The sequence below is a fragment of the Nostoc sp. genome (assembly GCF_036919575.1).
In the GTDB taxonomy this organism is placed as follows: domain Bacteria; phylum Cyanobacteriota; class Cyanobacteriia; order Cyanobacteriales; family Nostocaceae; genus Nostoc.
This window is the reverse complement of the sequence record NZ_JBALBY010000027.1, coordinates 1-16859: the sequence shown is the minus strand read 5'-3', so window position 1 is coordinate 16859 and position 16859 is coordinate 1. Positions and strand designations below refer to the sequence as shown.

Below are 16859 nucleotides of genomic sequence, written 5' to 3'. Positions count from 1 at the left end.
GAAGCACCCACCCCCGAATAGCTGCCCAGAATGATGAACCGGTATCTAATCATCCCAATATCGGCCGAGATATATCGATTGTCACTGGGATACATACTGATTTTCAAGATATCTACGAAAAGATAGTTAGACAATTACTCTTATTCATCCCTTTTTTCCATACCCCATCGCCAACAGCGCCGTCCCATAAGCAGCTTCCGTATACACTGACGCGACTACAGGAATCTGCAAATGACGCGCCCTAATCGCAGTCCAAGTGTCATTCGCCGCGCCACCGCCAGCAGTATAAACACGGGTCAACTTATCTGCGCCCATTTGTTGTAATAATTCATACCCTCGCGCTTCTATGCGGGCAATACTTTCTAACAACCCATGCAGAAATTCCACTGGATGATCTGGGCGTGGTGACAATCGTGGGGGTAAATTGGGATCATTAATCGGAAAGCGATCGCCTACCTTCAACAACGGATAATAATCTAACTTGCTGGCAATTGATGCATCAATCTCACGGCTAAGGCTTTCTAACTCAGCATTTGTGAAAAATTGCTTCAGTACAGCACCCCCAGTATTAGAAGCACCACCAGTCAGCCACAAATCACCCAGACGATGGCTGTAAATTCCATATCTGGCATCTTCTACACGGGTACGACTTAACAACTTTAGTACCAACGTTGAACCAAGGGAAGTCACGGCTTCACCAGGTAATTTTGCTCCACTGGCGAGAAAAGCAGCAATACTATCAGTTGTACCAGCACATAAGAGACAATCACGGCGGAAATGAAACTTCTCTGCAATTTCAGGACGCAATTGGGCAATCGGAGTCCCAGGAGGTAAAACTTTGGGTAGCTGAATCGGTATTTGCAACTTTTCTAACCATTCTGGGTATTTCAACTCTTCCACGTCATAACCCAGCTTTAAAGCATTATGGTAATCGCTAATACCCAACTGACCATGTAGAAGAAACGCCAGCCAATCTGCTTGATGTAGGAAATATCTAGCTTGATTAAAAGTAGGTAATTGTCTCATCCACAAAAGTTTGGCTAGGCTGGAGGTGGCACTCAACACGGTATGATTAGGTGGTGCTATACTCCTCAAATGCTCTAGCATCAATGATCCCCGCGCATCGTTGTACAGCAATGGTGCATCTGTTGGATTGCCAGCAGCATCGACTAGCAAGACTGTGGAAGAAGTACCATTAATTGCGATCGCTTTAATTTCTCGCCGCAATTCTTCAGGTATTTGTTCCACCAGCACAAATAAAGCCTCCTGCCAAATTTTGGGCATAACAGGGGCTGGTGAGTCCTGAAAGGGATATCGCACCTGTGCCCGGATAGAAGAAGTTTCCTCGTCAATCACCACGCCGCGTGCGCCAGATGTGCCGAAGTCGATACCCAGATATAAATCCATATTTTTATGAATTTTTATAATAATCACTACTGATTAATAACTGCTTTTGTTGCATCTTGTAACAAGATATTCCCCAATCTTGGCAAAACAAGGAAAAGTAGTAAACGAACTGTTCAAAATCTATTCAGGTTAGGAGGTTTTCAGCCATGCCTATCTTAGATACTCTGTACATCGCTCAGATATCTTCCATCTCAGATACTCAAGTCTACATCGCTCTAGTTGTGGCGCTGATCCCAGGAGTTCTAGCTTGGCGATTAGCCACAGAACTTTACAAATAACGCTGCGATGTGACACAGTTAAAAAGCTAATAATCCTGGCAGTACGGGGTGCAATTTCCAGACCTTGTGGCTTTATGTCATAAGTAGTTAGAAATCTTGCACTTGCGTAAGCCAGGTTATTTTTTAACTAATACAACACTTGTAGCTATTTCAACAAAATGGAGTAATATGACAGCTAAATCAAGCATTTAGGAGTGCTGAGTGCTAATTCAGTTCCGAGTGCTGAGTGCTGGAGAATCTTCACTCAGCAGGGGCTAAACCTTAGCTATCCGCTAACAGCACTCGGAACTCAGCACTCTTGATAGTGCTTCCCTTCACTAAGCGAGGTTAAATTTTAGCATCATGAACGCGATTCAACCCTCCAGACCACCGTTACAACCTATACAAAAACGTCGGGTCATTTCTCGACCAAAGCGGCATCTTCGTCAACGTTCTTACCAGGTGATGGCACTGGAAAGCACGGCCAAAATAGCGGTTAATCTTGTGATTACAGCCGTTGCAGCATCTGCCTTTGCACAACTTTTGTCTTATCAGTGGTTACAGCAAGAAAAGTTGCGAGAAATTAGTACTGACGTCAAGCTGATGGAAGGACATGTCAATGCTTTACAGACGGAATTTAGCCGTAACTTCGATCCTCAGCAAACTAAAACTATTATGCAACAACAAGGATACCGATTTGATCCCAGCCAGCGTCGGGTGGTGTTGATGAATCAAGACCGCCGAGAAGATGAACAAACAGAGTCATCACCCTAAGACAAATAGCGAATTTGGGATTATTTAGGTTTCTTGTGATTTTGGCTACGTATAAACCGGGTGTTAATTTATATTATTGCTAATAAATAATGGTTAATAGCTAATTCTTGAATAGCTATGTAGTTATCATCTATTAGTTATTAATGATACAGCGTCGCTTCGCTCCAATTCAAAATCAAGAATCTACCAACTAGGACGCTGATCAGATAGCAGCTCGTTTAGCCAATTTTCGAGTTGTAAACGCAAGCGATAACCAGTATTATCCTTACTGTTGTCGAGAGAGGGCAATTGAGTGAGGGCGCGACGATAATCAGCGATCGCACAATTCCAGTCACCCCAAAGATAGTAAGTCCTGCCGCGTTCAGCCCAGATATGACTTTCTAGTTGACCGAAAATCAGTGCGATCTCAAAATCCTCAATTGCCTCTTCATATTGCCCCAAGTCACGGCAGGTAATGCCTCGATTAATCCACGCCCGGATATGGCAAGGATTGAAATCAATCGCTTGATCGTAGTCTGCAAGTGCTGTTGCTAATTCTCCACAAGCAGCGTAGTAATTTGCCCGGTTATTATAAGCACTAGCCAAATTCGGATTAAGTTTCAGGGCGGTGTTATAGTCACAAAACGCTTTTTGCACTTCACCACTTTGGAAATAAATCAGCCCTCGGTTGTTGTAATCAACAGCATTGTGGGGATGGCGGGAAATTAGTTGGGTTAAAAGTGCGATCGCTTCAGTATAATCTCCTTGTTGAGCCGACTTCAAAGCAAAAGAGCGTAAGTAGCTATCCCCTAAAGTAGATTCGCTGCGATCGTTTTTCCGATGTTCTTGGGCTTTATTTGTATTATTTAATACATAGTTATATTGCTTGCTTTGCTGGTCATCGTCAGCTAAAAATGAGTGAATATTCATCTTTCCCTGCCTTAAATACCTGCTTTGTGAAATCGAATTCTAGTTTTTTCTCGCTAGTGGTTTTACCACTGCCTCTATTTTTAAGGTATTTAGGGTTACATGAAAGCCATCTTAAGAGAGAACTTAACCTAGTCGCACCGGTAGAAATCTATGCCCAATCTATGCCCTAAATAAACAATTGCTCCTCAAACCTAATCATGAATACTTCATCCCCAGGGTGAATTCCAGAAATAGCAGAGTCAATCTCAAAGATTTAGTCAAGTAGTGAGAGTGACAAATTGGTAGAATGCCAACAAGCCAGATGAGAAAGGGGACAAGGGAGATGAGGGAGTAAGAATTTTAGATTTTAGATTTTAGAATTAAAATTTAATCCAAAATCGTCAATCCCTTCTCCCAAGGGGAGACGCGCAAGGGACGGCTTGGTGCAGTCACTCATGGGGGAAACCCCCTGTTCCCGCGCTGCTTCACCAAAATCCAAAATTGAATTGCCCCATGCCCCAATCTCTAGATTTAATTTTTAACTTTTGAGAAATTTTCCGATGACAACCGCAATTTCCTATCCCAATGCCCCTGATTTAGCAACCGATGATTACATTGTTATCGGCTTGGCAACCTGCTTCGTCAAAGAAGATGGAGAAGTTTATCAAATCGAAGTTATAGAACCGATTCCCTCTGCGGCTTTGGAAGCGCTGTTAAAGGGCATTCCTACCTCCTATAAGCTGGCTCATGCAACAACTTTGGGATCTGTGCTGGATGGCGATTCACAACTGATGCCAGATGGCTTCCCAGAGTCGGCTCAGTTTGGAGACGAATTTGTGCCACGCGCATTTGCAGCAGCTCGTACCTACAAGCGTCGTCAATCTGCAAAATCCCTGATTCCCTTAGGTACAAACTACACTGATTTTAAATATTCCATTGAGCGCAAGCGGGTATTAAATGCCGCTAGAGTTGTTACCAAAGAAGACAACGTGAAACAGCATTCTCACACTCACAAAGTTCTTTAAAGGTAATTATGCTAAAACTTTACGGCGGCGTTCGTAGTCGAGCCTCAATTGTTCACTGGTATTTAGAGGAAATAAAAGTTCCTTACGAATTCGTCAAGCTCGATATGCAGGCGGGTGAACATCTCCAGCCGGAATATTTGGCAATTAACCCATTTGGTAAAGTTCCAGCGATTGTTGATGGGGATTTTATACTTTGGGAATCTGGGGCAATTTTGCTATATCTTGCCGATAAGTATAGTAAAAGCCCACTTTCACCAGAGGAACGTGGTGTATTTTCCCAATGGGTGTTGTTTGCCAATTCTACCCTTGCTCCAGGGATTTTTGAAGAGAAGAATCGGGAGCGCGAAATGCCCCGCTTGTTGACTCCGTTAAATGAAATTTTCAGTAGGCAACCTTTTTTACTTGGCAATGAGTTCACTGTTGCTGATGTGGCAGTGGGGTCTATTCTGAATTACATTCCCATGATCCTGAAGCTAGACCTTAGTTCCTACCCAGCCGTGTTGAACTATATGAAGCAGTTATCTGAGCGTCCGGCATTTCAAAAAAGTATTGGCGGAATAACTTAAAGAAGTCGGAAGTCGGAAGTCGGAAGTCGGAAGTCGGAAGTCGGAAGTCGTAATTAAATTCTTATAGCGGTTCTCGACCCTTGTGAGATACAAGAACCTCACCCCCAACCCCCTCCCCGCTCTTCGAGCTACGGTGTATACACAAGTCTCTCTAGACGCAATTTACGGTTTCTCGAATAGCCCAAAGAAACCTCACCCTGGTTATGCTAAGCAAAACCTGTCCCTCTCCTTAGTAAGGAGAGGGATGTCCGTCAGGACTCTTTGAGGTTTTTGTTTTGGGTAATTCGATGAACTTGTGGGTGAAATTAAATATACAGCGCATTTCAACGAAAGTGAGGTACACAACCAAAGTCTCAAACCCTGCTGTAAAAGCTGTTTTACTTCTGAATTCTGACCCCTGAATTCTGAATTCTGCTGTAAAACTTCACCCTACCTCCGGCTTCCCTCTCCTTAATAAGGAGAGGGATTGAGGGTCAGGTTTGATCTTATGTTTAATTACGCCTACCTACTTACCATAGGCTCTTCGAGAGGGGCTATGATCTACCTCATGTGATTGGTAAACGCTATAACTACGAATTACAAATTTGTTAACGATAGTTTGTAAATTGCAAAGCTACGGGGTAGTCTTCTTGTTTGAGTCGCTGCATGACAACTTGTAAGTCATCTTTAGATTTGGCAGAAACCCGCACAGCATCCCCTTGAATTGAGGCTTGTACCTTTTTGAATTCGTCACGAATCAATTTGGAAATTTGTTTGGCGATTTCCTGACTGATGCCTTTTTTAAGTTTGATTTCTTGACGCACGCGATTACCACTGGCTGATTCAACTTTGCCTAAATCAAAGATTTTCTGGGAGAGGTTACGCTTGGCGGCTTTTTCCCGCAGGATGTCGTGTACAGAATCTAAGGTAAACTCGCTGTCAGTACTAACGTTAATGCTTTCTTCGACTAACTCGACAGTAGTTTGAGTGTCTTTGAGGTCATAACGACCTTTGATGTCTCGTATAACTTGATCGACAGCGTTAACCAACTCTTGTCGGTCAAAGTCGCTCACGATGTCAAAGGAAAAAGTAGAAGCCATAATACATTTTGGATTTTAGATTTTGGACTTTCCTGCGGAAGGCTACGCGAACGGCTGCGCTCAGTCGAACGATTTTAGATTGGGGATTGGGTATTAGTCCCCATTACCCCTTATCCCCAGAGGGGACCCCACCTTCCCCAATTAACTTGTAGCTCGGATGATGCTCAAGAAGATGAGAGTGGCAGAGCTAACGGTGCCAATGCCAAACATCAGCGATCGCAAAAGGGGTATATTCAAAATATAAAAAATTGAGTATAGCAAACGAGCTATTACAAAGGCGATCGCAGCTACTTGTGCTATAGAAGAATTTACACCAGTTACATATGCCATCAATGCGGCTGCGGCAAATATCATAAACGCTTCAAAGGTGTTCTGATGTGCCCAAGTCGCGCGTTGGGCATAAGGTGGCAATTTATCAAACATAGCGCGAGGAGTAGAAAATGTTTCATACCCCATACGCATACGGGCATAAGCTACCAGCAAAAATGGCACATAAATTAGAACGGCAGCAGCAGCGATCGAGTACAAAAAAATTATCATTACTTATTGGTAATTGGTTATTAGTCATCAGTCATCAGTCATTAGTCAAATACAAAGGACAAATGACAAATGACAAATGACTAATCAAAGTAGAAGAGAGTCACTACTTTTCTTTGTTCTTCCGCATCTTGACAAGTTTGTAACAAAGTCCCACTGTCGTGAAACGCAAAGCAAATCAGTTGCTGGCAACGAGAGACAATTTCCTTGTTGCACAGGTAACTAGCTTCAGCAAGGGACAGATTATCATTATTGGTATTTTCCACTAAATGCATTACCTGTTCTAGTTGCTGGCGCGATTCCAAGGGCTGGCGTTCCAGGCTTTGGGGTAGAATCACTGTTAACAAATTCGGATCAGCCCGCGTTGCTCCCCGGATGGCAGCTGAATTTGTACCTATAGCACCAGAAGTAATGATTCGATTACCCGATAAAACTAGGGCATATGTCATCATTTCAATAAGATTCTGATGCGTAATCGGGACGTGACGAGAACCCAGCAAGGCAATTCTTTTAGAACCCGTTTGCTGGATTGTTGCCAGTTCTTGCGCTAATGTATCAAGGCTAATAAGGTCTGTTGATTGGGTCAAAGATGGAGATAATCCGATTAAACGACCCACATATTTTACCAAACAGCGTGTAGGTGCGAGGCAAACCTGAGTTAGACATTGCTACAATTTTTCGATTGTTTGGATCACTTGGTCACACCAAGCCAGCCAATGTGTTTCATAAGTAATGCCATTCAGAAGAGTCAAATACTGAAATTTTGCTGATTCTGGGAGTTCTTGCGGATTCTGAAAGCATTCTTGTTCTAAATCCTTGTATGTAGTTAATTTTTTTAAGTGGGCTTTTTGGTGACGCTCAAGCTCTGCCAAGATCATTTGGTTAGAACCAATATGGCCAGCAAAAATTTTCACAAGCAAATCATCTTTAATCGGTGTGGGTTCACAAGGTTGAGCAATCCACTCTTTGAGCTGCTGTTCTCCCAAGTCTGTAACGGTGTAGAGCCTTTTATCTGGGCGTCCTGTTTGGACAATCGACTCGGCACTGATCCATCCTTGATCTTCTAGCTTTGACAACTCTCGATAAATCTGCTGGTGACTTGCTGACCAGAAAAAGCCTACAGAGCCATCGAATCGTTTTGCTAAATCATACCCACTACAAGGGGCGTCAACCAGAGCAGCTAATATTGCGTGCGCTAATTTGCTACCCTGTGTTTTTGTCGGGCTTGTACTTTGGTTGGCTTTGTGAAGATAAGAAAAAAGTGTATTGCTTGATGGCAGTTGTTCGTTGAGCTTTGGCTTGAGTGCATAAATCAACTTGGCCTCAAGAGTTTTCAGAATGGAAGGATCTACGCATTGTAGCCAAGCTAACTTCACATTTCCCAAATCAATGAGTTCTTTAAATCTATGATGTGATATCCAACGACGTCCAAGATCAGCAGTCCTGCCTATGTAGAGGATTTCCCCAGAACCAGAAATCGCAAAATAGATGGCTGGACAGTCAGGGAGATCAGCTTTTTTCTCCAATGGAAGCGAGGGTAGTTTCAGGGGATCAATTGCCGTTAAATCCATTTTCTCCTAGTTCCAGTGACTTCCATAGCCATCACTACATCATGATGTATCTTGCTTGATTACACGAGTTATTACACTCATGAATCTAAGACAATGCCCCTGCGGGGGTTAAACCCAGTTTAGATAACAGGCGCTCAATGTCAAAATGCTCAGACATCAACTGGCGAATGCACTGAACCTTAATCGGCTCGTGGAGGCGGACTTGCCCGAAAGTGCGGTTAACAATTTCTACAGTGGTCAGGGTGTCTAAGTCAACAGATAAAATAGGGATTTCTAGTTCTTCAGCGCGACTGAGAATGAACGGCGGCGGGGGTAGTTGCCCGGTGAGAATTAAACATTGGGTAGAAGTTTCCAAAGCCGCTTGCTGAATTTCTACCCGATCGCCTCCTGTCACCACTGCCATATTCCGGCGTTTGCGGAAATATTTCACGGCTGAGTTGACATTCATCGCTCCAATTGCTAAACTCTCAACCAACAAATCTAGGCGATCGTTGCGACAGAGAACATCAGCCTTTAACTGCTTGACTAGTTCGCCAACACTGACGCTGCGGAGCAAATCGCTATTTGGCAACATTGCTAGCACTGGAATCCCCTGCTGTTCCAAAAATGGGCGCAAGAGAGTGTCAACGGCTTCTAGTTGAGTGACAGGGATATCATTGATCACAACTCCAATCAAGCGATCGCCTACACGCCCTTTCGCAGCCAATAGCCCCTCAACCGAAAGCAACGATTTATAGCGGGCTACTAACAGCACAGCAGCATCCAACACTTCAGCCATTTGCAGCAAAGACAAGTCAAACAAATTGCCCTCGGACAAATCACCAGGACCCTCCAGTAACACCAAATCTCCTTGAGACTTTTGTAAATATTGCTGTATTAGGGACTGCTGATAATCGGTTTTGTCTTCCCCCAGTAAGCGCTTTTGCACATTTAGTTCATCCAAAGCCAGCATTGTCGGTGCAACGCGGTTTTCCGGCAATTTGAGGCTAAGAGCAATGAACTGGACATCTTCTTCAATTACGGTTCCACTAGACGAATTCAAACACGTACCGAGGGGTTTACCGTAGGTAATATCCAGTCCTTTTTGCTGTAGCTGATCAGACAAACCCAGAACAGTTGCAGATTTACCGCTGTAAGTCTCGGTTGATCCAACCAGCAAATATTTAGGGGATTTTGGCACACACGCACTCCTAATTTCAAAAGTCAGAAGAATCCAGCTAGGTGTTTCCTAATTCTAGTTCCTTCTGGCAAAAGCCTCTCGCTCTCACAAATTAAGGTTTCCCAGAATTACCTTTTGAATAAGCAGGGGCGGGGGAGAGGTTTTCTTTCCTTGTGTCGGCTCTGCTAACCTGTATGCCTACTCTTCAAGATTTGTCATTACCAACAAATACCAAACTAACAGCTTCGTTGCTATGGAGCCTAAGTCCGTTCAAACGGACTCAATTGAGTGAGTTTGAGTCCGTTTTTACTGACTTCTGCTACGCAGCTATCTGTATTGTCCGTATTTTGAACGCAAAAATTGCTTTTATGGATATGAATTTTAAGCAAATATAAACTTGTCAATAGTAATACTGAGTAATTTTTGAATTTATGACTAATCTTGTTGACTTCTATTATTCTTTTATGACAGTATAAACACATAAGTATTTCGGCTTATAATTTCATAAATTTTACAGGTTCTAAATAAAATTTAGTGAGCTTTGAGGATTGCATCATCCGCAAAGTTTAAATCTGTTTATGGTACTTCATTACTATGATGTGCTGGAGTAGAGGGATTTAAAAATCCTATATTTTCGTTTGGCTAAATGCCCTCGAATCTTTTTGTTTGAGATTGCAAGAGCGTTTTGATTTATTTACTTTCAAAACCTGGAATTTAAGCGATTTTTTTGTTAATAGTTCACCATTCAAAAAAGGTACAAATGAAAATAACTACTGCTGAAATTAATTCTGTGTAAAATCAATTTATAAGTAATCTTTTTCAAGAGCTTCAAGATAGTTTATTTCAAGGCTGGCAAGATTTTAATACAAGTGAAAACCTCAAGATATTTAGCGGATTTTTTGAATTTATTTTCCGGGCTGGATTCGACGAAAGCCAGTATAGGAGAGTAATACCTAACCCTGCCTATGACAATAGTGCTAGATTAATTGGCAAGCCTTTTTTGGAAACTGCAAGGAAATTTGAAATCCATTTTGATGAAATTTTTCCTGGAAGCTTTTCTGAATCACAAGAAGCACAGAAGGAAGGTTTTGAAGTTCGCACGTTTAAGCTAAAAGCTTTTTATCGAAATAAACCTTTATGCCTATTCTTACTCAAGTTTCCTCATTATCATGAAAAATTTGGCTTTCCACTCTCACCAAAATTAGAAATTTTAGAGTTGTATTGATTGCAAAAAAGACCCAACGTCAGTCAACTAAATAGCTGACAAAAGGAGCTGCGATCGCAGTAGATGATCGCTCCAACCTCAATACTTCTCGGTTAAGCATTTTCAAATTTAAATTTGGTTTGGGGAAAGGGTAAGGCTGAAAGGTTTTTCCTTTTCCCCTTAACCGTTTATGAACGTAGGATAGGAATTAAAAAACTTAAAGCTTTACCCTTGTACTAGGGACTTTTAACATTTGATTGGGATTTAGTGCGTGAGCATTTGGGTTAATTAATCAACCGATTAATACTACTGTACTCTGGTCAAGAAACCATAGTATTGTAACTGAGTAGGAACATCTCACAGATAGCTAGAAAAAGCAAGAGCAGTAATGAAAATTATGCACAATTAAGGTGGAAAGCTTCTCTTCGGCAAGATCGAGTTTTGAAAAACTGTAGTGTTTAGTGAGGAAAATCTCAATGATTATCGATCCCTCCCAGAACGATCCACGAAATACCTATCAATTACTTGTCGGTTCAGTGGTTCCCCGACCGATCGCTTGGGTGTCAACGATCGCCAGCGATGGTACGCCCAATGTCGCACCTTTCAGTTTTTTTATGGGCGTGACAGCTAATCCACCGACTCTAGCCATCTCCACAGGTCTGAAACGTGGTGTTAAAAAAGATACTTTATTCAATGTAGAGCAGTCGGGTGAACTAGTGGTCAACATAGTTGTTGAAGAATTGGGGGAACAGATGAACGCCACTAGTGGCGACTTTCCGCCAGATGTGGACGAATTTCAAGTAGCGGGACTAACTCCTGCTCCCTCAAAACGAGTGCGTCCGCCACGAGTTGCGGAATCACCGATTAATATTGAGTGTGTGCTGAAGCAAGTCGTTTATATAGGGAATGAAGGTAGCCAATCGGGATTAATTATTGCTGAGGCGGTGCTGTGGCATATTCGAGACGATTTACTGACACCACAAAACACAATTGATGTCGCAAAGTTGCACGCGATCGGTCGCCTGTCGGGTAACTGGTATACCCGCACCCAGGATTTGTATGAGATTATTCGCCCGACTTAAAAAGTAATGGGAACTTGGGGTTAGGAAAGCGACAAAAGAGTTGGTAGGGTCAAAGAGAGTGAGTTACAGCAGATTGCAACTTAGTGAGGTACAGATAATCGTAGGGGCACAAGATGTTGTGCCCCTAACCGTGTACTTCATTTACCTGAAATACGCTGTATCTTTATATGTGTTAGTTGATGCAAGAGGTAAGTTATGGATGTTGAAGAATTGCTGGAAAGGTATGCTGCTGGAGAGAGAGACTTTAGGGCAGTTGATTTGAGCCTCAGCGATTTGACTGGTGCTAATCTCAGTGGGATCGACCTGAGTAGTGACTCCGACTTGAGTAATATTGACTTTACTAATGCTAACCTCAGTAGGGCTAATTTGAGTAGGAGTATGGTAATGTGTACTATTTTTGAATGTGCCGACTTGAGTTACGCTAACTTGAGTGGTTCCGATTTGACTGAGTGTATTTTCAACGACGCTAACTTGGTTGGTGTTAATTTTAGTGGTTCCGAAATGTTCACCGCCGTTTTGAGTGGAGCCAACCTGAGTGGAGCCAATCTCAGTAATGTGGGTTTGAATGTTGCCGATTTGGTTGGTGCTAATCTCACCGACGCTGATTTGAGCGGAGCTTCTCTCAACAGTGCTAACATCACTGATGCTAATTTGACTGGTGTTAAAAATGCCAACATCAGCGGAGCTATTATATACACCACTACTACTAGCCCAGATGGTAGTGTTGTTCGTAGTCGCCAAATTTGTGAATGAAGAATAAGTGTTCTCTGTTGAAAACTCTTGGTTAATGTTCGTCTCAATAGTTTTCTCACTTATCAAAGGTGCGGATAGCTTCGGAATAGCGTACCAAAAGTAGATGCGATCGCAGCAGCTTTTAGTACTTTTAAAAAGTATTTAATTCCATCTAAAAGAACCTGATAATTGAAAGTCGAAATAGCGTAGTATAGCAGTTGCCAGGTAGCTTAGGACATCAGCTAATCAGAAAACACTGACACCAAGAGACTTTCAACCCTGTTCCCTGTTCCCTATTCCCTGTTCCCTGCTATATCAGAACAAGCTACGCCCATTGCGGATAAATTAGCACTACCAAGTACTGCGATCGCAAATGAAAAGCATTCAGAACTTTCCTCAAAAGCCCAATACCTGCTTTGACTTTTCAAGCACTTCTTTGGGGCGGAATGGTTTAGTTAGATATAAATCTGCACCAACCTCAATTCCTTTTTGTTTATCAAATTCCTGCCCTTTAGCTGTCAAGATCACAATGTAGATATCAGTCATTTGCAGGTCGTGTTTAACAATGTGACAGACTTGCAGACCATTCATTTTAGGCATCATCACATCGAGAAAAACTAGATTTGGTTTCTCAGTTTTAATAGTTTCAAGAGCTTCTTCTCCATTTCTAGCAGTTAGAAGTTCAACACCCTCGTCTTCTAATGCTTCTAGGGCTTGTTCCATCAAAATCAAGATGTTCGGTTCATCGTCAACAATCAGAATTTTCTGGGTCATAGGAATTGGGGAGTGGGGAGTGGGGAGTGGGGAGTGGGAATTCCTTAGTAGTAGCAATTACTTATCCGATAGCATAATAAAAAAGACATTTTCTAACTCCTTCTCAAACCGTAGGGCTTTCACCAGATCGGCTTCTTCAGAGAAGATAGAATCGATGATGATCATGTCAGGTTTGGCTGACCGAGCTTTATTGATGCATTCTTGGGGATCGGAGGCTTCAATCACGCTGTATCCCCGAGCTTGCAGTACATCCGATATGGTTTTTAAAGTGGATGCATTTTTATCTACAACCAATACCTTTTTACTAGAAGTGCCCTGGTAAAGCAATGAGCCAACTTCGTGGAGAAGTTTCTCTGTGTTAATGGGCTTGGTGAGATAGCGATCAATGCCAATTTGGTAGCCCCGTTCTCTGTTTTCAATAATTGACAGAATAATGATCGGAATGTCTGCGGTGTGGGGATCATTTTTAAGGACGGCTGCCACGTCGAAGCCGTTGATTTGGGGCATCATTACGTCCAAGAGAATCAGATCGGGACGGGCTATTTTGATTTGATGAATCGCATCTACACCGTCTTTCGCTTCCCAAACGTTGTAGCCTTGGTTTTCCAGTTGTTGACGGAGCAATTCTCGAATGTTAGCGTCATCATCTACAACCAAAATCGTTTTGTGATTTTGGTTCAGCACAGTGTTTGTGGTGATAACGTGTTCTTTGAGTTGTTTGACTAGCGCATCCAGATTCAGATTAGCAGTAGTTTTTTGATCGCTCTCAGAGATGGGAATGATGAACGAGAATGTACTGCCGTTGCCTGGTTCACTCTCAACCCAGATTCTACCGCCGTGATGATCGACGATTTGTTTACAGATGGGCAGTCCTAACCCTGTGCCTTTGGGTTTGTCGGTGAGGGTGTCGCCAACTTGCCGGAATTTCTCGAACACTTTCGGCTGGTCTTCAGGTGAAATACCAACGCCTGTGTCGATGACGCTGATGCAAACACCGTTGTTTTGTCGTTTGACGCGGCAGATGACAGAACCGGATTCGCTAAACTTAACGGCATTGGAAATCAGATTGATTAAAACTTGCAGCAGACGGTTGCGATCGCCTACTATTTGAGGCAGTCCAGGTTCAATCTCGCACACCAACTCTAAGCCATTGGTTTGAAACAACCCGGCGGTGGAATTGCTTGCTAAATTGAGTAATTCGCCAGGATCGAGGGGCTGCATCTGCCATTCCACCTTACCTGCTTCCATCTTGGCAATATCTAAGACATCGTTAATCAAATACGTCAGCCGTTCTGCTTCCGACACAATAATATTGAGATTGTCACCCACCCGCTTAATGGTTTTCTGAAGCTTACGATCTTCGGTAGAAAGTAGTGGGAAGACATCGGTTTGCAGCTTTTCTTGAATGATCGACGCAAAACCGAGGACAGAAGTTAGTGGCGTCCGCAACTCGTGGGAAACTGTAGAGATGAAATCGGTTTTCATCTGATCGATCTCTTTCTCAGCCGTAATATCCCGAATCAGGATCACTGAACCTAGCCACCTCGCCGCCTCATCCTTAGAGGCTTCTTTGAAGATGTTGGTTGCTAAAGCTTGACCAACCCGGCTTTTTGCTAGATATATCTCAGCCGTGAATATCTCTCGGGATTGTTTGTGGGTCTGCTTTACCAAATCAGCAATTTCAGCTTGAGAAATTTCTCCGCTGTCTTTTCCTTTGAGGTCAATGTCGCCAAGGTGGAACATTTTGAGTAGCGCCGGGTTAAAGCGGGTGATTTGGCCAATGGTGTTAGTTACCAATAACCCATCTGCTAGATTGTCAATAATTGCAGTCAGATCAGCGAATGTTGCTTGCAGTTCTGTGTCTGCTTGTTGTCGTCGTAAGCGGGATAAGGCTAATAGCCAGGAACCCACCCCAATCAAGCCAGTCATCACCACATAAAACAGCAGGAGTCGCTTAAAAGAACTTTGCGATCGCGCATTTAAGATCGCAGGGGGAACATGAGTTAAAATTTTCCAACGGTAAGACTTGGCATCCACCTTCCCTTGACTGGAATCGAAGGCACGGGTCGCCCCCGTACTGGATTGAGCTTTTTGAACTTCCAATAGCGGATACAGGGTTTTGAAGGTGAATAATCCCTCAGCCGTTTGAAACTGTCCCGACTCGGTTGTGGCCATCTGCTGCCAGACTTTCGGGAAGGCTTTTGCAAAGGTTTGGTCTTTGCGGTCTTCGTACATAAAGCCCCACTCATTCTCTGGTTTTGCTCCCTTAAGCCAGTAACCATCAGCATTAAGTAGCAGCATTTCGCCTAAAGTTGTCGAGTTTTCTTTTTGCAGATTCTGGATAAATTTCTCACCTAGATAGTTCAGCACAACGATGCCGCGTTTTTGCCCTTGGGAATCAAATACAGGAGTGCCAAAACGGATCATTGGTTTAAGCGGTTGTTCAATCTTGCCCCGCTCAATATTTAGATCCAGTGGCGATATAAACACCTCGCCTGATTGCAAGGGCAAGGTGTCCTTAAACCAGTAACGCTTTGCTTGGACTTGCAGTTTTTCGTCAGGGACAACGCTGGGCTGACCTTTATTAAAGTTGACTCTGACAATTTCTTTACCAGTTGTGTCAAGAAAGCGAATCTGGTCATAGAGTTGTTTCTGCTGAGATATGGAAAAATACTCTTTAGCGATCGCCTGTCTCAACTCCAGTGTTTTAGTTGCATCCACAGGTCCGTTGAGCATGGACTGTAGCTCGTTTTGGGTAGCCAAAAACATCAAGTCAGACTTAATTAAATTAAAGTCATTAGCAGCTATTTTGGCTTGCAGGTCAACGTTCCGGGTTTCGTTGATGGAAATTGCCCCCCGTTCAGCTTTACTCTCTGCCTGGTGAATGATCAGCAGCACGCTCCCAACCAGGACGGACAGTGGTAAAAAAGTAATCAGGAATTGTTTAAGGATTCCTTCATGACCTATTTTCAGTAATTCAGGGTTTTTTAGCATAAATTATGATTCATTTGTCTCATTGTTCTAAACATCTAGGACTTACGCAAAATATCTCTCAAACTCTGATTTCTCTGTGCCTCTGCGGTTCGTTATTCCGTAACTCGTGCGTAAGTCCTAACATCATTGAAGAAGAATTCAGAATTCAGGAGCGGAGCCGGAGACGCTCTACGGCTTGGCGTCAGAATCAATCAGTCGGGGATTGGGACCCACGACTGAATTGTTGCACCACCAAAAATTCTAGTTTTGTAGGCGTCTTAAACCCGATTATTCGTTCAGAATACCCAACTGAATTCTGACGACTGGCGCCAATATTTCTGTTCATTGATTACGAATTAGTTAAAACCTAGCACCTGCATTGATTTTTGAAGTACTTCTTTGGGGCGAAATGGTTTCGTTAGATATAAATCTGCACCAACCTCAATTCCTTTTTGTTTATCAAATTCCTGTCCCTTAGCTGTCAAGATCACAATGTAGATATCAGTCATTTGCAGGTCGTGTTTAACAATGTGACAGACTTGCAGACCATTCATTTTAGGCATCATCACATCGAGAAAAACTAGATTTGGTTTCTCAGTTTTAATAGTTTCAAGAGCTTCTTCTCCATTTCTAGCAGTTAGAAGTTCAACACCCTCGTCTTCTAATGCTTCTAGGGCTTGTTCCATCAAAATCAAGATGTTCGGTTCATCGTCAACAATCAGAATTTTCTGGGTCATAGGGAGTGGGGAGTGGGGAGTGGGGAGTGGGGAGTGGGGAGTGGGGAGTGGGGAGTGGGGAGTGGGGAGTGGGGAGTGGGGAGTGGGGAGTGGG

16 protein-coding genes are annotated in these 16859 nt (G+C 43.1%); 6 read left to right on the top strand and 10 right to left on the bottom strand.

The features are described 5' to 3' along the window. Positions 1-144 precede the first annotated feature (144 nt). Complete coding sequence (locus V7K27_RS08925) at positions 145-1407, bottom strand: FGGY-family carbohydrate kinase (RefSeq protein WP_334946311.1); 1263 nt, start codon at positions 1405-1407, stop codon at positions 145-147. A 188-nt stretch (positions 1408-1595) separates the two neighbouring features. Between V7K27_RS08925 and psaM the strand changes: the two genes are divergently transcribed. Together psaM and V7K27_RS08915 are read left to right on the top strand one after the other, a co-directional pair. Further along, positions 1596-1685 carry a photosystem I reaction center subunit XII gene (gene psaM / locus V7K27_RS08920; protein WP_040630342.1) on the top strand — a complete coding sequence of 30 codons (90 nt, stop codon included), beginning with the start codon at positions 1596-1598 and terminating at the stop codon, positions 1683-1685. Between the two features lie 342 nt (positions 1686-2027). Next, positions 2028-2438 carry a hypothetical protein gene (locus V7K27_RS08915; RefSeq protein ID WP_334946309.1) on the top strand — a complete coding sequence of 137 codons (411 nt, stop codon included), beginning with the start codon at positions 2028-2030 and terminating at the stop codon, positions 2436-2438. A gap of 183 nt (positions 2439-2621) precedes the next feature. Here the strand turns inward: V7K27_RS08915 and V7K27_RS08910 are convergent, their stop codons facing one another. Continuing rightward, positions 2622-3347 (bottom strand): tetratricopeptide repeat protein, encoded by a 726-nt coding sequence (locus tag V7K27_RS08910; protein ID WP_334946307.1) that lies wholly within the window; start codon positions 3345-3347, stop codon positions 2622-2624. A 539-nt stretch (positions 3348-3886) separates the two neighbouring features. Here V7K27_RS08910 and V7K27_RS08905 point away from each other — a divergent pair. Both V7K27_RS08905 and V7K27_RS08900 read left to right on the top strand, forming a co-directional pair. After that, complete coding sequence (locus tag V7K27_RS08905) at positions 3887-4351, top strand: hypothetical protein (RefSeq protein ID WP_334946305.1); 465 nt, start codon at positions 3887-3889, stop codon at positions 4349-4351. A gap of 8 nt (positions 4352-4359) precedes the next feature. Beyond that, positions 4360-4917: a glutathione S-transferase family protein gene (locus V7K27_RS08900; protein WP_334946303.1), complete on the top strand. Its 558-nt coding sequence runs from the start codon at positions 4360-4362 to the stop codon at positions 4915-4917. 587 nt (positions 4918-5504) lie between these two features. On the opposite strand, the gene V7K27_RS08895 is transcribed toward V7K27_RS08900, so the two are convergent. The 5 genes from V7K27_RS08895 to V7K27_RS08875 all read right to left on the bottom strand — a co-directional run bounded on the left by V7K27_RS08895 (position 5505) and on the right by V7K27_RS08875 (position 9284). Further along, positions 5505-5996: a YajQ family cyclic di-GMP-binding protein gene (locus V7K27_RS08895; protein WP_334946301.1), complete on the bottom strand. Its 492-nt coding sequence runs from the start codon at positions 5994-5996 to the stop codon at positions 5505-5507. A 141-nt stretch (positions 5997-6137) separates the two neighbouring features. Further along, positions 6138-6536, bottom strand: coding sequence for an MAPEG family protein (locus V7K27_RS08890; protein WP_334946299.1), 399 nt, complete (start codon positions 6534-6536; stop codon positions 6138-6140). 80 nt (positions 6537-6616) lie between these two features. Then, positions 6617-7120, bottom strand: a complete 504-nt coding sequence (locus V7K27_RS08885; RefSeq protein WP_334946332.1) for a DNA recombination-mediator protein A — start codon at positions 7118-7120, stop codon at positions 6617-6619. A gap of 81 nt (positions 7121-7201) precedes the next feature. After that, entirely contained in the window at positions 7202-8104 is a 903-nt protein-coding gene (locus tag V7K27_RS08880; RefSeq protein WP_334946297.1) for a helix-turn-helix transcriptional regulator, read from the bottom strand. An 85-nt stretch (positions 8105-8189) separates the two neighbouring features. Continuing rightward, positions 8190-9284 carry a phosphotransacetylase family protein gene (locus tag V7K27_RS08875; protein WP_334946295.1) on the bottom strand — a complete coding sequence of 365 codons (1095 nt, stop codon included), beginning with the start codon at positions 9282-9284 and terminating at the stop codon, positions 8190-8192. A 1659-nt stretch (positions 9285-10943) separates the two neighbouring features. Between V7K27_RS08875 and V7K27_RS08870 the strand changes: the two genes are divergently transcribed. Together V7K27_RS08870 and V7K27_RS08865 are read left to right on the top strand one after the other, a co-directional pair. Further along, positions 10944-11549 (top strand): flavin reductase family protein, encoded by a 606-nt coding sequence (locus V7K27_RS08870; RefSeq protein ID WP_292823138.1) that lies wholly within the window; start codon positions 10944-10946, stop codon positions 11547-11549. Positions 11550-11744: 195 nt separating this feature from the next. Then, positions 11745-12302 (top strand): pentapeptide repeat-containing protein, encoded by a 558-nt coding sequence (locus tag V7K27_RS08865; protein WP_334946293.1) that lies wholly within the window; start codon positions 11745-11747, stop codon positions 12300-12302. Positions 12303-12677: 375 nt separating this feature from the next. Here the strand turns inward: V7K27_RS08865 and V7K27_RS08860 are convergent, their stop codons facing one another. The 3 genes from V7K27_RS08860 to V7K27_RS08850 all read right to left on the bottom strand — a co-directional run bounded on the left by V7K27_RS08860 (position 12678) and on the right by V7K27_RS08850 (position 16765). After that, the gene (locus V7K27_RS08860; protein ID WP_196510275.1) at positions 12678-13055 is read right to left on the bottom strand and encodes a response regulator transcription factor; all 378 of its coding nucleotides are present in this window, start codon (positions 13053-13055) and stop codon (positions 12678-12680) included. Between the two features lie 57 nt (positions 13056-13112). Continuing rightward, positions 13113-16049, bottom strand: coding sequence for a response regulator (locus V7K27_RS08855; protein ID WP_334946291.1), 2937 nt, complete (start codon positions 16047-16049; stop codon positions 13113-13115). Positions 16050-16384: 335 nt separating this feature from the next. Further along, on the bottom strand, positions 16385-16765 hold the full coding sequence (locus V7K27_RS08850; protein ID WP_334946289.1) for a response regulator transcription factor: 381 nt from the start codon (positions 16763-16765) through the stop codon (positions 16385-16387). Positions 16766-16859 lie beyond the last annotated feature (94 nt).

Excerpts from the sequence above, each read along its gene's own strand:
- V7K27_RS08900 (WP_334946303.1), top strand. The coding sequence starts at position 4,360 with ATGCTAAAACTTTACGGCGGCGTTCGTAGTCGAGCCTCAATTGTTCAC.
- V7K27_RS08915 (WP_334946309.1), top strand. The coding sequence starts at position 2,028 with ATGAACGCGATTCAACCCTCCAGACCACCGTTACAACCTATACAAAAA.
- V7K27_RS08870 (WP_292823138.1), top strand. The coding sequence starts at position 10,944 with ATGATTATCGATCCCTCCCAGAACGATCCACGAAATACCTATCAATTA.
- V7K27_RS08865 (WP_334946293.1), top strand. The coding sequence starts at position 11,745 with ATGGATGTTGAAGAATTGCTGGAAAGGTATGCTGCTGGAGAGAGAGAC.
- V7K27_RS08880 (WP_334946297.1), bottom strand. The coding sequence starts at position 8,104 with ATGGATTTAACGGCAATTGATCCCCTGAAACTACCCTCGCTTCCATTG.
- V7K27_RS08925 (WP_334946311.1), bottom strand. The coding sequence starts at position 1,407 with ATGGATTTATATCTGGGTATCGACTTCGGCACATCTGGCGCACGCGGC.
- V7K27_RS08855 (WP_334946291.1), bottom strand. The coding sequence starts at position 16,049 with ATGCTAAAAAACCCTGAATTACTGAAAATAGGTCATGAAGGAATCCTT.
- V7K27_RS08905 (WP_334946305.1), top strand. The coding sequence starts at position 3,887 with ATGACAACCGCAATTTCCTATCCCAATGCCCCTGATTTAGCAACCGAT.
- V7K27_RS08890 (WP_334946299.1), bottom strand. The coding sequence starts at position 6,536 with ATGATAATTTTTTTGTACTCGATCGCTGCTGCTGCCGTTCTAATTTAT.
- V7K27_RS08910 (WP_334946307.1), bottom strand. The coding sequence starts at position 3,347 with ATGAATATTCACTCATTTTTAGCTGACGATGACCAGCAAAGCAAGCAA.
- V7K27_RS08895 (WP_334946301.1), bottom strand. The coding sequence starts at position 5,996 with ATGGCTTCTACTTTTTCCTTTGACATCGTGAGCGACTTTGACCGACAA.
- V7K27_RS08860 (WP_196510275.1), bottom strand. The coding sequence starts at position 13,055 with ATGACCCAGAAAATTCTGATTGTTGACGATGAACCGAACATCTTGATT.
- V7K27_RS08850 (WP_334946289.1), bottom strand. The coding sequence starts at position 16,765 with ATGACCCAGAAAATTCTGATTGTTGACGATGAACCGAACATCTTGATT.